This is a genomic window from Thermosynechococcus sp., from assembly GCF_025999095.1.
In the GTDB taxonomy this organism is placed as follows: domain Bacteria; phylum Cyanobacteriota; class Cyanobacteriia; order Thermosynechococcales; family Thermosynechococcaceae; genus Thermosynechococcus.
The window spans coordinates 1117435-1131000 of record NZ_AP024678.1; the positions used below are offsets into that span (position 1 = coordinate 1117435).

The window sequence follows — 13566 nt, forward strand, 5'->3', positions numbered from 1 at the left end:
AGGCTAGAGACAGTTAATCCTGGGTTAACTCAGCCCTCTTAAGGGCAGCCATGGGGTCTCAATCCTAAGCTAATGGGATCGGCAGGGGAAGTGGGAATCACTTCTATGGTTTGTACTCTAAACTTTTTATCCCAAGGCCATTTGTTCTCTACGAATGTGAACTATGAACTCTTGTCCAAACTGCGGTGCGCCCACTCAGAGAGATGCAAATTTTTGTGGCCAGTGTGGTTTCAATCTCCACCCCATTGCTGTCAGTCCAGCTCCGCTCCCAGAGATGCTAACAACTAAAGTAAGTGCTGCCCCCCCATTAGAAAGTGGGGCCGCCCAAAGTCGCCTGAAAACCCTATCGCCCCCACCCCCGCCACCTCCCCATGTCTTCGCGGCAATCACTGCCACGATTGAAGCCAAACTTATCCATGTGCAAACCCGGACCGAACTGAAAATCCCGACGGGCCGACCAGTGATTCATATTGGCAAGCCTAACGATCGCATTCCCCCTGATATTGATGTCGCTGGCTTTCCCAACTCAGAGATTGTGTCCCGCATTCATGCCGATCTACGAATTGAGGGCGATGCTCACTATATTGAAGATGTGGGAAGTGCCAATGGAACTTACATTAACAATACTCCCCTCCATCCGGGCAATCGTCACCGCCTGCAATCGGGCGATCGCATTGCCTTGGGCAAGGGGGATTTAGTCACTTTTATCTACGAGCGCATCTCCTAGTTCTTTAGACTGTATTCAGGATACGAAGAGGCGGTTAGACAACGTGATTACATTGACATTGCTCCATCCCGTTCAAGCCACCCCAGTCCAAAGCTGGACCTTTGAGAATGAAAATCTCATCCGCATTGGCCGAGCAGTTGATAATCATGTCGTGCTCTATAGCGCAGTGGTGTCGCGCCACCATGTGGAGCTCCGTCGTAAGGGCTTGCAATGGGAAGTGGTCAACCTGGGCACCAACGGCACGTATTTGGATGGTAAACGCATTCAGCAGGCAACCTTGACGGATGGTGGCATCCTGCGCTTGGCCCGCTCTGGCCCCAATATTCAAATTCGCCTCGGTTCCGATCAACGTCCTGCCACTCCCAGTGCCCGCATGGAAACGGTGCCTGAAGGTCGCTTGGTAGATGTTGAGAAGGGCACCTATTCAGGGGAAGAAGAAGCCATTGGTACAGCGGCTGAACCGTCATCCCATGCCGAAGACAGCACCCCCACCTCCAGTAGTAGCAGTCTCACCGCCCAAGAGGAGGAAGAGGCTGAGTTTGCAGTGACAGGTCAACTGCCGGTTCATTTACTCAGCGAGTGGCGTGCTCCCCCCGCTTGCCAACACAATCATGCCCAAGAGAACGATATTTTTTGCATTGATTGCGGTCTGCCTCTGCGGGTCTGGAAAACCCTCGGTAACTACCAGATTATTCGTGCCCTTGGTCAAAGCAACGTTTATTTGGGGTGGCGCAGTGGCTTAACGGCAGTGATTAAGGGACATAGTCTTGCTGCCTCACGGGACGAAATCCGTGCCTTTCAGCGCCAAGCGCAGCAATTGTGCAAAATCCAACATCCAGTCTTGCCCCAATTTTGGGAAGCCTTTGAGTGCGGCAGCGATTCCTATTTGGTTTCGGAAATGGTCTATGGCCAATCCCTCAAGCAGCGGGTTCAGGAACAGGGGTCAATGAACGTGATTGAGGTCAGTCGTTGGCTCATTCCTGTGTGTGAGTTGCTTGAAGTGCTGCACCAGCAAGACCCCCCTGTGTTGCATTTACACATTCGTCCCTCCAATCTCATTCATCCCTACGTCAAACGGCAAACAACAGAACTCGTGCTCGTGGGCTGGGGTAAAGCAGCCGTCTTAACCTCTGAATCTGGAACATTTATTGGTACTGTGGGCTATTCGGCACCAGAACAGCAGGAGGGAAAACCCGAGCCCGCTTCAGATCTATTTGCCTTGGGGGCAACGATGGTGTATTTACTCACGGGCTATGAACCGGAGACCTATTTCCGCTGGGGGACCCGTGAGTATCGCCTCTATGCCGAGGACATTCCCCATTTAGATCCGCGGATGGTGGATTTGATTAACTGCTTGACCCACCCCGATCCTCGCGAACGCTATCCGAATGCTGGCGAAGTCAAGAAACGCTTGCAGGAAATTGCAACTATTACCCCCACAGTCTCTTCAGGGGCTTCATAGAACATCAATTTTCACCCAGCACTTGCACGCCTCCAGAGGGCATCAAGACCAACCGCAGTAAAATCGGGCGATCGCCCCCAAAGGGACTGGCCAAAGGACTTTGCTGTAGAGGTATTGGCGTGCGATCAATAAAGCGAACCGCCGCACCATTCAGGGGCAGTGCTTGGGCAAGGGTGCCATCGGGATTGAGGACAATGCGGTACTCCAGACTCGTGTCTAGGCTGGCCGGCGGGCGCCAACGGTCTTGAAAATACGTTTTCACCTCACGCAGGGTAGTTGCAGGGATGGGGGTTGTTTCAGCTGGGGGGGTGATCATTGGCGCAGGTTCAATGCCAGCAGGGGCGCGCCCAGTGGGTGCTTGCACCACTACGTTATTTTGATCAGGGTTATTTTGATCAGGATTTTGAGCAGGGGGCTGAGGGGGAGGTGCCTTTTGGGCAACAGGAGGCGGGGGTGGCGCAGGCGCGATCGCTGGGGGCGGCATTTCTGGGGGTGAAGGCAGCGGCACCAGCACAGAAGTTTCAGGGGGAGCTGGCGGCGGGCTAGGTAAGGGAGCCAGTTGTGGGGTTTCCGCAGGTTCTGGCAAAGGCGATGGCATCGCTAGGCGAGGCAGGTTGGCTTCCCCGCGGCTCGCCTCAGGGGAACTGACAACCATCGGAGCTGAAGGTATTCGCCAGCGTTGGCTGACAAGGGTAAAGGCAGCAACCACGGCCACGGCCACCGCTGCACTTTTGGCCCAGACTGGGATTTGCGCAAAGGTTGATTGGACGTGTTCCACCAGTTCTGGCAACGGTTCCATGACGGCAGACCAGTTATCAAGAACGGTCACCAAGTCGTATAGTTCTGTCAGTTGCAGCAGAATCACCCGCCCATCGGGTAGATGGAGTTCATGTTCAAGAGGCGATCGCGATCGCAGGACAAAGCCCTCGGCGGTCACTTCGGTTGGTGTTTGGTGATGCCTCAGGAAAGCCTCAATATACTCGTTGACCAGGGTTTTCAGTGGATAGAGCTGGCGATCGTTGCCCTCAAAGGTGAGTTTTTCGCCGAGAGACAGCGTAAAGTGGAGCGATCGCACGGGCACACGGCGTCGCTTCTGACTAAAAGGAAAAAATTCAGCAGCAACATCCAGTTGGCAGGTGGGTTGAGAATAGCTGAGGGTAGTACTCATTAGACATCGGCATGGGGAAACAGGGTAGGCACTTCAGGAGCTGGTGCAGGTACTGGTTCAGGTGCCACCAACAACAGCGAAGGGGGCGCAGGAGTAGTGCGTTCTAGTAGGGTGATCCAAAGGCGGTGTGCCCCTTGGGGGGTACTGTAAAAGAGCAAATCCACAAGTAAGTCTAAGGCCAGTTGTGCTAATTCAGTACCATCGTTGCTGTCGTCAGCCATTCGGTCTTGATACAAACTAGTGAAGCGGTCAATATAATCCCCAAGAACTGGATCTAAGTGGGGGGGGCGACCTTCACTTGTCTGCTGTTGCCAGCATTCAATGGCGGTGCGGATGTCTTGTTGGTACTGCTGGGCTAAGCGGGTGCAGATCAAGGCCAAGGCACGGGCTTCGTCCACATCTAGTTTGCGTCGGCCATTGCGACCCCGCCGTAGCGGACTCGATTGCCGCAGTCGCCATAACCCCACACGATCAGGCAAGTAGGCCTCAAACCCCATAGCTTCTGCCAACGCCAGGACATCTGCTGAACCCACATGAGCCAAGGCCTCCAGACTCAGCAAAATCAAGTCAATTTGTGCCTTGATGGGCAAGGAAGGGACCATCGTGCCACCTTATGGGGCGGTTAAACCCAACATTGCTCGTAACGTCAGTGCCACAAACGTGAGGAGTCCCGCCATGAGGCCAATAAGGGCGATCGCGCTCAGGGGACGCTTAAAAAGGGGCACCAATGGCTCAACAAAATTCCACACTACGCCCAATAGAACCGTAACAAAATACCGTTGGTAGCGCAGGACATTTTCCCAAAAGCCATCCATTGATTGATGCTCCTAACTTGGTTTGGTGACACCAGGGGGCTTGAACTTGCTTTCATGATACTACTGCAGCCAAGACTTTAGGGAAGCAACCCCCTTGGCCTATGTCACAGGCACATTACCAGGGGGCAGGACACCCCCCCAACTCGCGGCGGCACAGGTGAGTTCTTGGTGGGCGTGGTGCAGCTGCTGTGACAAGCCTAGGGGAATAGGATGAGCCCCCTCAAACGCAACACTCAACTTGCAGTGGTACCAGAGAACTGCCTGCCAACCCGCTCGAAAACGAGGATACACTATAGGCTGGGCAATTCATCTTGATGAAGGTTCAGGAAGTTGACCTTTGGCAACTAGTAGCTCCCATGCCCGCAAAACGGCAACTAAATCAGAGGCAAGACGGTATTCATTGGCCTCAGCGAAGCGCACCGTTGCGGTGGGGGTAGAAACAAAATTAATAGGGACCGCTTGCTCTAGGGGCGTGGGTACAAAATCAAAGCCATTGAAGCGGTCAAACCGGCGATCGCCCAACAATTGATTAAATTGACTAACTTGAGCAGGTGTAACTGTGCGCAGGGTGCGGCTGCGGGTTTGCCCGCGAGTGCCGGTGGTTTCCTGCACAATCCGACCATCGTTATAGAGCAGCGTCGTTGTGGTTGAAGGTGGACGATTGCCAGAGGCATCCCTTTGCCGAATAACGCGAAAACTCACGCCCTCAGGAAGGGGGGGCGGCAACTCTTCTGGGCTCAGGCGTTGAGGTCGCTGAATGAGGGTACCAATCATCTGACTGCCAGCGGCATCCCAAAGAATCAGGGAACCACTTTGATTGGTGCGATAGACCCACCGTTGAGGATAAGGAGCATTGGGATTCGTCAGGGTAATTTCCCAACCGGGGGTCAAGCGCTCAGCACAATCAGCCCGCAATCCCCCCAAGCCCAAACAGCCATCGGACCAAATTTTGGGGTGAACTTGAACCACGCTAATTTCCTCTGGTTTCTCACCAAACTGCTCGGCAGCGATCGCGATCGCCCGCGTGATAATCGCCGGGGCTGGTGTTGCTGCTTGAACCACAAGGGGCACTGCGACTGCCAAAAGGGATGTCCAACCATTCATTAACAGAGTCTCTACCCTTTGACGATCATAAAAAAAGACCGCCCCAATGAAGAGGCGGTTTCTTCAACTAAAAACTAGTGAGTTACCCTAGGAATTAGCCGTTGATGCTAGGAGCAATCATGGCCACAGGGGCAGACTCCGCGCTGGCCAAGTCGAGGGGGAAGTTGTGAGCATTGCGCTCGTGCATCACTTCCATCCCCAGGTTGGCACGGTTGATGATGTCCGCCCAGGTGTTGATCACGTTGCCTTGGGCATCCACAACGGAGTGGTTGAAGTTGAAACCGTTGAGGTTGAAGGCCATCGTGCTGATACCCAGTGCCGTGAACCAGATACCGATGACCGGCCAAGCGGCCAAGAAGAAGTGCAGCGCACGGCTGTTGTTGAAGCTGGCGTATTGGAAGATCAACCGGCCAAAGTAACCGTGGGCAGCCACGATGTTGTAGGTTTCTTCCTCTTGACCGAATTTGTAACCGTAGTTTTGAGACTCGGTTTCGGTGGTTTCCCGGATCAAGCTGGAGGTCACCAGAGAACCGTGCATGGCGGAGAACAAAGCGCCACCAAAGACACCGGCCACACCCAGTTGGTGGAAGGGGTGCATGAGGATGTTGTGCTCGGCTTGGAACACAAGCATGAAGTTGAAGGTACCGGAGATACCGAGGGGCATCCCATCAGAGAAGCTGCCTTGACCAATGGGGTAAATCAAGAACACAGCGGTAGCCGCAGCCACAGGAGCGGAGTAGGCGACGCAGATCCAAGGCCGCATCCCGAGGCGGTAGCTGAGTTCCCACTCCCGACCCATGTAGCAGAAGACACCGATCAAGAAGTGGAAGATGATCAGCTGGTAAGGGCCACCGTTGTAGAGCCACTCATCGAGGGAAGCTGCTTCCCAAATGGGGTAGAAGTGCAAGCCAATGGCGTTGCTAGAGGGGACAACCGCACCCGTAATGATGTTGTTGCCATAGAGCAAAGAGCCGGCGACAGGCTCACGGATGCCATCGATGTCCACAGGGGGAGCAGCGATGAAAGCAATCACAAAGCAGATGGTTGCGGCGAGCAGCGTGGGGATCATCAACACGCCAAACCAGCCCACATAGAGGCGGTTGTTGGTGCTAGTAACCCAGCTACAAAATTGCTCCCACAGGTTCAGTTGCTCGCGACGTTGTAAAACAGTCGTCATAGTGATAAGTCCTGTTGAACAAAATGAATGAATGTTACAAACCGTTCACAATCCCAAAGCGAATGCCTGAGAGATTTCAGGAGCACTCGCTGGCTGTGCAACGGAATGTAACCCTATGTTAATCAATCTCTCAGGAAAATGTAAAGGGTTGTGTCTGAAATTTATATTTTGTTAACAATTCCTCAGGGATCAGGGGGGTCCTGGCGCGATCGCTGGCTGGGGATCCAAGCAATGGGCAGGGTCAATAGATAACTGCTTAGGGTCGCGATCGTAATCAGGGGGAGCACTGCCGTATGGGAAATCACCGTCAGAATTACCGCCAGGCCCAAAGGCGTTTTGGTAACCACCACCGTGATTGCCGCCATCATGCCAGCCAAGGCCACACTCAAGGGCGTATTCGGGAGTGCTTGGTGCACAGCCATGCCCACACAAGCCCCTACAAAAAATAGCGGAAAGACTACCCCCCCACGGAACCCCCCCTGCAGACAGAGACTCAGGGCAAGGAGCTTAAAGAAGGCGACGCTCAGCAAAATGCTAATGCTGTAGCGGTTGACCACTTGGATGACTTGTTCAATTTGGCGCTCACCGTAGAACAGCGTGATCGGGTGAATCAAAGCAATTAAGCCAATCAGAAACCCCACCGCCACAATTAAGACGAGAGGATATTGCCGATAGGGGGTCAGCCAGCGTTCAATCTGCCGATCTAAAAAGACAAAGAGCGTTCCCACGGCTGCGCCAATGATGCCGATCAGCACTGCAAAGCCAATATCCTCCGGCCGCAGGCTGTCGTAGGTAGGGAAGCGGTAAATGCCGCCAATGGTTGTGCCTGTAATCACCCGAAAAAGGGTAAACCCAGCAACAGCAGAAATCAAGGCTGGCAGGATTGCCTCATAAAACTCAAGACTGCGGCGATGGGGGAGTTCCAAAACAAATAGTGTTGCGCCAAGGGGCGACTCAAAAAACACGCTCATGCCCGCTGCCATCCCACAGAGGGTGAGAATGCGGGTGCTATCTGGGGATAGATTCAAACGAGCTGCCAACCAAGTGCCTAAGCCACCATTGATGTCAATCATTGGACTTTCAGGGCCAGCACTACTGCCAAATAGCAAGGATAGGCCAGAAGCCAACGCCATACCGGGTAGAAAGCGATAACTTAACCGACCGCCATGGTGTAACTCGGCGATCGCCTCCGCGAGTCCCCCCTTTGCCCCACAGAATTTGACCGATAAACCCACCAGCAAGCCGCCAAAGGCCGTAACCAGCGGAATGTAAGGATAAAGGTGTGCCCAAGTGCCAATGCTCACTTGGCTAGGATCAGTCCCCCACAACAGCGCAAACCCGAGCTTGAGACCCAGATAAAAAGCCGTGGCCACACAGCCGCCGAGAAGACCAATGATGAGGGCATACAGGAGCAAACGGGGATAGGGGCAGGAGGCTCTTGCCATAGCAGAAGCGTCAGCGTCGCCGCCACCAGACAAAGACGGCAGAACCAAACCCGATAAGGGGCAAGAAAAACACGCTGCTAATCTCTAACCAACGACTGGTGGTGACATTGAGTTGAAGGCGGCGATTCGTGGTTTGGCGAGGACGAACCGAGAGTGCCTTTTGGTCGCGATCGCCCAACCAGAGTACAGAATTGACAAAGAGATCGCTATTAATCCCTTGATAGGCAATCACGCCATCGGTGGCAAACTTTGAGTCACCAAAGACAACCAAACGGGCTTCCTTCGATGGATTGTTACTCAACTGACGGGTAATAGCCACGCCAATGGGAAGGGGGCCTTTGGTGTCAACGCCTTCAGTGAACTCAAGGTTACCGGACTGCCAGTCGGTTTCTGCCCAAGTTTGCGGACCGGAGAGAGCAATTTCAACAATATCATCACCCTTGACAGGATTAACGCGAATGGCTTGCGCTTGGGGAAAGACACTGGGGCCTTGGGCAAAGCGCTGGGTAATCGGGTGATTGCCATAGGTACTGACAATAATCGTGTCGGGCCCCAGTCCCACCTGCTGGCCCACGCCAGAGCCATCAATGATCCAGCGATTATCGAGGGTGAGTCCCCAGTTTTTCAGTAAATTATCAAGACCGGCGTTGACATCCACATCAAGCATCAGCAAAAGGCTACCACCACGATTGAGGTACTCCTTGAGAAGATCCTGCTCAAGGCGCAAAAAGGGCTGCCGAGGTCCAGCGACAACAATGACATTGGCATCCTGGGGAATTTTCCCCTCCTCCAGTAAATTCAGGGGCAGGAGTCTCACATCCCGCTGTTCGAGGAGTTTGGCCACTTCACTGAGGCTGGCCGCTCCACCGGTGAGTGGTAGTTCATTGTGTCCTGTGGTGAAATAGGCATGGATGGGGCGATCGCTGGTGACGCGAACTAGGGCAGGGGTGAGGTTGCTTTCGGAAAGCTCTTCATCAATGCGCTGGGTTTTCTCGCCGGCAACGACAATCACTTGACCCTCTCGGGTGACGTTGTACTTTTTGGCGAGGGCCGGTTGGGCTTGGGGGTCAATGAACTCAAAGGAAAACTGGTTGCTGGCCTGACGGCGGTATTGGTCCAACAGCAGGCGATCGCGACTGGCGGCATTGGCATCAAACACCAATACCTGCACTGGCTGCTTTAGATTTTGCAGAACATCACGGGTTTCCGCCGCTAAGGTAAACGCACGGTTTTCGGTGAGATCAATCTCCACACTATAGCGATCGGCCAGAAAGTTAACGATGCCCAATAGGGCAATCACCGCAATCACGGTAAGGATGGCATTGGTACTTGTTTGGGTGGAACGCCGTGCCCAAAACCCTTTGGAGACACGACTTTGTTGGATCAGCCATAGGAGTAGGGCGATCCCCCCCAAGGTTAAAAGACCCAGGGGCAACCAATTCCAGCGGTTGGTGACGGTGCCGGCGCTCAAGCCAGCGATGATCAAAACTGGCGCCGCCCACAGCAATACCGTGGTCCATCGTTCGGGTGAGCCTAGGGCAAAGCGTTTCATGACCTGTACCCCCTAATTGCGCTGGTAACGAAAAGCATCAATGGACTGTGCTGTGAGGAAAATGCCTAGGAAAACGTAACTGCCAAAAACAAAAAGGCTACTGGTGCGGAAAATTCCCCGGGTCAAGTTGGTAAAGTGCTCTAGGGGTGAGAGATAGGTGAGGATATCACTGAGGTTCCCACCAGTATTTTTGGCCAAGACGTCTAGCACCCAAAGAATCAGCAAGACAGCAAACCCCAAAATGGCTGCCAAGATCGTGCTATCGGTCAAGGACGAGAGAAACATGCCAAGGGACAGAACCGCCGCCGCCAAGAGAATCAATCCACCATTGCCGGCCAGAATCAGCCAAGGGGAGAGGGGGGGCGTACTCTGCCGCAGGGCTACAAACTGATAGGCGATAACGGGCACCAACAGGGTGATGTAAAAGGTGAGCACCGCTAGGAGTTTACCTGTTGCCACACACCAGTTCGTAATCGGTGAGGTGGCTAGCAGTTCAAGGGTGCCGAGTTTACGCTCTTCGGTGTAGAGTCCCATCGAGAGCATCGGCAAAATGACTTGGGAAATGGAGCCCAGGAGTCCGAGAAAGCTTTCAAGAATCAGCTTGGGCACGTCAATGGCTTGGCGCGGCGCGCCAAACTGCTGTTGTAGCAAATCCTGCTGAGCCACTTGGCTAATAATTGTCGTCATCACAACGAGGAAAAACAGGCCGCTAAGGAGCCAGAACACCCCGGCAATCACATAGTAGAAGGGGGCACTAAAGTAACTCTGGAGTTCCCGGCGATAGATAGCAAGAATGTTGGCCAGGAGGACACGCAGCCCGTGGAAGGAAACGCTAAGCATGGGTTTCTTCGGTGGTATCACTGGGTTCTGCGGTGGGTTCATCGGTCGTTAGCTTCAAGAACACCTCCTCTAGGTTGGCACGGGAGCGGCGCATTTCAAAGAGTTGCACCCCCTTTTGGACAAGGAGACTGGCGAGATCGGCGCCAATTTCTGAAAGACTGCTGACCTGAAGCTGCTGCCGTCCCTGGCGAGGGCGATTTTCCCATGTGATCTGTTGCAGCGCAGGCAACTGTTGGAGGAGGGATTCAATTTGGGCGCGATCGCCCGCCAGTTCAAGGTCATAGGTGTAGCTACCGCTGAGGCGCTGCAGCAGTTCATCGAGCTTGCCTACCCCGGCCACTTCACCCTTGTGAATAATCACGGCGCGATCGCAGGTCATGCTTACCTCTGCCAAAATATGGGTGGAAAGAATCACTGTATGCTGTCCCGCCAAGTTTTTAATCAGGTTGCGGACCTCAATAATTTGACGCGGATCGAGACCCACCGTGGGTTCATCCAGAATAATAGCTGGCGGATCGTGAACAATGGCCTGGGCAATGCCAACCCGCTGCCGATAGCCCTTTGAGAGTTTGCGAATAATGGTCTGTCGCCGATCCCAAAGGCCACAGCTTTTGAGGGCATAGTCCACCCGCTGGGGGCGATCGCCCGCACTGACGCCCTTGATGCGAGCCACAAAGTGCAAATAGCCCACCACCGTCATTTCTGTATAGAGGGGCGGATGTTCTGGCAGATAGCCAATGCGTTGTCGCACCGCCATTGGATCTGTGTGGACTTCATAGCCGGCAATGGTTGCAGTGCCACTGGTTGCCGGCAAATACCCCGCCAAAATCCGCATTGTGGTGGTTTTACCGGCGCCATTGGGGCCGAGGAGACCGAGAATTTCACCACTGGCGACTGAAAAGCTGACATCCCGTAGTGCTACGTTTGTACCGTAAACCTTGGTCAGGTGTTCGACCTGGATCATGGTGTTTCCTCAACTGGCTACTGGTTCTACGGGAAACATTGACACACAATATAGCCTTTTGCTAATCAACTTTTGCTAGTCAAATACTGAGGACTTGAATAGTCGTATTTTGCGGTAAATTGGCTGCCGATAGACTGAGGGTGGCACCCCCACTGCGCCGAACTGGGGTTCCCTCCATGACTTTCAAAAACTCCTCTAACCCCGTGAGATCACAATTATTGGGGTCAGTCGCCGCGGTCCGATAGTGGCAAGGAATGACCAAACGCGGTTGTAGCACTTTAATGGCCGCCTTGGCCTCCGTGGCTGTATAGGCCTTGTTACCGCCTCCCACTGGCACAATCATGACATCAGGTTGGCCCATAAGAATGCGTTGTTCAATGGTGATGGGCATCGCCATGCCGCCCATGTGCAGGAGGTTGATACCCCCCTGCTGCCAGCGCCAAACCACGTTGACCCCAAAGCGGAAGCCACCAACGCGATCATGACTGGTACGAATGCCCTGAATACTCAAACCATTGACTTTATAGGAGCCTGGCTGAAAGAGCAGTTTAGGCCGACCGGGTAAGCCTTCGATGTAACCCTCGTCCAAGAGGCGACTGCTAATCATGACAATATCAGCGGTGACGCGCGGAGGCCGCAGTCCTTTGGTGCAACCAAGGGGACGGAAGGGATTGACTAGGACCCGCTGACCACTGCCGGTAAAGAGAAAGCAGGTGTGGCCAAACCACTGGAGAGAGAGACCACCCCCTTGGGCATGGGCTGCCCAGTGCCCGCCGAGGCTGGCGATCGCCCCAACTTGAGCCAAACGCAAAAACTGCCGCCGTTCCATTTTTTCCCCACACTCCTATTCCAGCTCAGTGTACCGAAAAGTGGTTGGCTCACAACGATGGACTGGACAGCCGTCGCAAAAAGTTCCGTAGCAGGTCTTTGCCGCAGGTGGTGAGAATGCTCTCGGGATGGAATTGCACCCCTTCTAGTGTCGGATATTGGCGGTGGCGCACCCCCATAATCAGGCCATCCTCTGTCCAAGCGGTAATTTCCAATACCTCGGGGCAACTGTTGCGATCAATCACAAGGCTGTGGTAGCGAGTTGCAGTAAAGGGTTGAGGCAAGTCTTGAAATACCCCCACACCCTTGTGGTAAATTTCCGACGTTTTGCCGTGCATCAGGGTGGGGGCCAGCGTTACCGTACCCCCAAAAACCTCACCAATGGCCTGATGTCCTAAGCAAACCCCCAAGATGGGCAGTTGTCCAGCATAGCTACGGATCAAGGCTTCGGAAATCCCCGCATCCGCAGGGCGACCCGGGCCGGGAGAAATCACGACCCCCGCCGGGGCAAGGGCAGCGATCTCGTCGAGGGTGATCTTGTCGTTGCGAAAGACCCGCAGATCTGAAGCAATTGGGAACTCCCGCCCTAGCTCCCCTAGGTATTGGACAAGGTTGTAGGTGAAGCTGTCGTAGTTATCAATAACGATAATCAAGGGAGAAGGATCCTCTCATCTGCTATATCTTCCTATGTGTTTTGATCCTACTACCCAAGGGGTTGGGGGAATGGTGCGGCTATGGTGTCAGGGGCACTGTTTTCGCCCTATAGCAGCGGTGATCTTTGATAAAGATGGCACACTAGCCGATGTTGCCCATTACCTGAGGTTGGTGGCGATCGCCCGTGCTGTGAAAATTGGCGAACACTTTCCCAATCTCAAGGAGTGGCTACTTCAGGCCTTTGGGGTCATTGGTGATCACCTTGATCCAACGGGGTTGCAAGCCGTGGGAACACGGCAGGAGAACCTGATTGCTGCCGCCGCCTTGGTGGCGAGCCAGGGAGTTCCTTGGATTGCCGCCTTGGAACGGGCAAGCGCTGCTTTTGCTGAAGCAGACCGACAATTTACCGCCAAAGCAGAGTTAACTCCACCCCTACCGGGGGTTATTGAGCTTGTGCAGCGGCTCCATGGGCTAGGATGTGCACTGGCCATTATCTCTAGCGATCGCACCTCCGAGATCGCGGCTTTTTTAGACACCTATCACCTGAAGCCCTTTTTCCAACTCTGGCGGGGGGCAGATGAGCCACCCCCAAAGCCCGATCCGCAGGTCTTGCTAAGGGTGTGCGATCGCCTGGGGGTGCGGCCCGAACAAACCGCCGTCATTGGGGATGCCGACAGTGATGGCCTCATGGCACAGCGGGGGGGCGCAGCGGCCAGCATTGGGGTCACCTGGGGTTGGCACAGGCCACCAGCGTTGAATTACTGTGATTGCATCCTTGCCTCACCCTTGGAGATCAAGATAATGGGTGATGAGAACTGATGAGATCCAGG

Annotated in this window: 13 protein-coding genes and 1 pseudogene; 3 read left to right on the top strand and 11 right to left on the bottom strand. The window is 54.2% G+C overall.

What is annotated here, in order from left to right:
* Nucleotides 1–163 precede the first annotated feature (163 nt).
* A pseudogene (locus Q0W94_RS05490) lies at nt 164–727 on the top strand (FHA domain-containing protein); the annotation flags it as partial.
* 43 nt (nt 728–770) lie between these two features.
* Nucleotides 771–2189, top strand: a complete 1419-nt coding sequence (locus Q0W94_RS05495) for a protein kinase domain-containing protein (protein ID WP_297762100.1) — start codon at nt 771–773, stop codon at nt 2187–2189.
* Between the two features lie 4 nt (nt 2190–2193).
* Here Q0W94_RS05495 and Q0W94_RS05500 read toward each other — a convergent pair whose 3' ends face one another.
* The 11 genes from Q0W94_RS05500 to Q0W94_RS05550 form a co-directional block, all read right to left on the bottom strand.
* A complete protein-coding gene (locus tag Q0W94_RS05500) occupies nt 2194–3357 on the bottom strand; it encodes a DUF4335 domain-containing protein (protein ID WP_297762102.1) in 1164 nt (387 codons plus the stop codon).
* The gene (locus Q0W94_RS05505) at nt 3357–3959 is read right to left on the bottom strand and encodes a DUF3038 domain-containing protein (RefSeq protein ID WP_297762104.1); all 603 of its coding nucleotides are present in this window, start codon (nt 3957–3959) and stop codon (nt 3357–3359) included. Before Q0W94_RS05505 ends, Q0W94_RS05500 begins: the two co-directional genes overlap by 1 nt.
* A 9-nt stretch (nt 3960–3968) precedes the next feature.
* Complete coding sequence (locus tag Q0W94_RS05510; RefSeq protein WP_297762106.1) at nt 3969–4172, bottom strand: DUF751 family protein; 204 nt, start codon at nt 4170–4172, stop codon at nt 3969–3971.
* Between the two features lie 306 nt (nt 4173–4478).
* Nucleotides 4479–5276, bottom strand: a complete 798-nt coding sequence (locus Q0W94_RS05515) for a hypothetical protein (RefSeq protein ID WP_297762108.1) — start codon at nt 5274–5276, stop codon at nt 4479–4481.
* Nucleotides 5277–5370: 94 nt separating this feature from the next.
* The gene (psbA, locus tag Q0W94_RS05520; protein WP_024124333.1) at nt 5371–6453 is read right to left on the bottom strand and encodes a photosystem II q(b) protein; all 1083 of its coding nucleotides are present in this window, start codon (nt 6451–6453) and stop codon (nt 5371–5373) included.
* Between the two features lie 182 nt (nt 6454–6635).
* The gene (locus Q0W94_RS05525; protein WP_297762111.1) at nt 6636–7898 is read right to left on the bottom strand and encodes a chloride channel protein; all 1263 of its coding nucleotides are present in this window, start codon (nt 7896–7898) and stop codon (nt 6636–6638) included.
* Between the two features lie 10 nt (nt 7899–7908).
* A complete protein-coding gene (locus Q0W94_RS05530) occupies nt 7909–9450 on the bottom strand; it encodes a Gldg family protein (protein WP_297762113.1) in 1542 nt (513 codons plus the stop codon).
* Nucleotides 9451–9462: 12 nt separating this feature from the next.
* Nucleotides 9463–10290, bottom strand: a complete 828-nt coding sequence (locus Q0W94_RS05535) for an ABC transporter permease (RefSeq protein ID WP_297762115.1) — start codon at nt 10288–10290, stop codon at nt 9463–9465.
* On the bottom strand, nt 10283–11254 hold the full coding sequence (locus tag Q0W94_RS05540; protein ID WP_297762117.1) for an ABC transporter ATP-binding protein: 972 nt from the start codon (nt 11252–11254) through the stop codon (nt 10283–10285). The genes Q0W94_RS05535 and Q0W94_RS05540 overlap by 8 nt, the downstream gene beginning before the upstream one ends.
* A 79-nt stretch (nt 11255–11333) precedes the next feature.
* Entirely contained in the window at nt 11334–12083 is a 750-nt protein-coding gene (locus tag Q0W94_RS05545) for an MBL fold metallo-hydrolase (RefSeq protein ID WP_297762118.1), read from the bottom strand.
* A gap of 49 nt (nt 12084–12132) precedes the next feature.
* Nucleotides 12133–12735, bottom strand: a complete 603-nt coding sequence (locus Q0W94_RS05550) for an aminodeoxychorismate/anthranilate synthase component II (RefSeq protein ID WP_297762120.1) — start codon at nt 12733–12735, stop codon at nt 12133–12135.
* Nucleotides 12736–12805: 70 nt separating this feature from the next.
* Here Q0W94_RS05550 and Q0W94_RS05555 point away from each other — a divergent pair, with 70 nt between their 5' ends.
* A complete protein-coding gene (locus tag Q0W94_RS05555; protein ID WP_297762122.1) occupies nt 12806–13555 on the top strand; it encodes an HAD family hydrolase in 750 nt (249 codons plus the stop codon).
* The last annotated feature ends 11 nt before the right edge of the window (nt 13556–13566 follow it).

Coding starts and splice junctions, on each gene's coding strand:
- Q0W94_RS05535 (WP_297762115.1), bottom strand. CDS start 10,290: ATGCTTAGCGTTTCCTTCCACGGGCTGCGTGTCCTCCTGGCCAACATT.
- Q0W94_RS05515 (WP_297762108.1), bottom strand. CDS start 5,276: ATGAATGGTTGGACATCCCTTTTGGCAGTCGCAGTGCCCCTTGTGGTT.
- Q0W94_RS05500 (WP_297762102.1), bottom strand. CDS start 3,357: ATGAGTACTACCCTCAGCTATTCTCAACCCACCTGCCAACTGGATGTT.
- Q0W94_RS05545 (WP_297762118.1), bottom strand. CDS start 12,083: ATGGAACGGCGGCAGTTTTTGCGTTTGGCTCAAGTTGGGGCGATCGCC.
- Q0W94_RS05525 (WP_297762111.1), bottom strand. CDS start 7,898: ATGGCAAGAGCCTCCTGCCCCTATCCCCGTTTGCTCCTGTATGCCCTC.
- Q0W94_RS05530 (WP_297762113.1), bottom strand. CDS start 9,450: ATGAAACGCTTTGCCCTAGGCTCACCCGAACGATGGACCACGGTATTG.
- Q0W94_RS05540 (WP_297762117.1), bottom strand. CDS start 11,254: ATGATCCAGGTCGAACACCTGACCAAGGTTTACGGTACAAACGTAGCA.
- psbA (WP_024124333.1), bottom strand. CDS start 6,453: ATGACGACTGTTTTACAACGTCGCGAGCAACTGAACCTGTGGGAGCAA.
- Q0W94_RS05555 (WP_297762122.1), top strand. CDS start 12,806: ATGGTGCGGCTATGGTGTCAGGGGCACTGTTTTCGCCCTATAGCAGCG.
- Q0W94_RS05505 (WP_297762104.1), bottom strand. CDS start 3,959: ATGGTCCCTTCCTTGCCCATCAAGGCACAAATTGACTTGATTTTGCTG.
- Q0W94_RS05510 (WP_297762106.1), bottom strand. CDS start 4,172: ATGGATGGCTTTTGGGAAAATGTCCTGCGCTACCAACGGTATTTTGTT.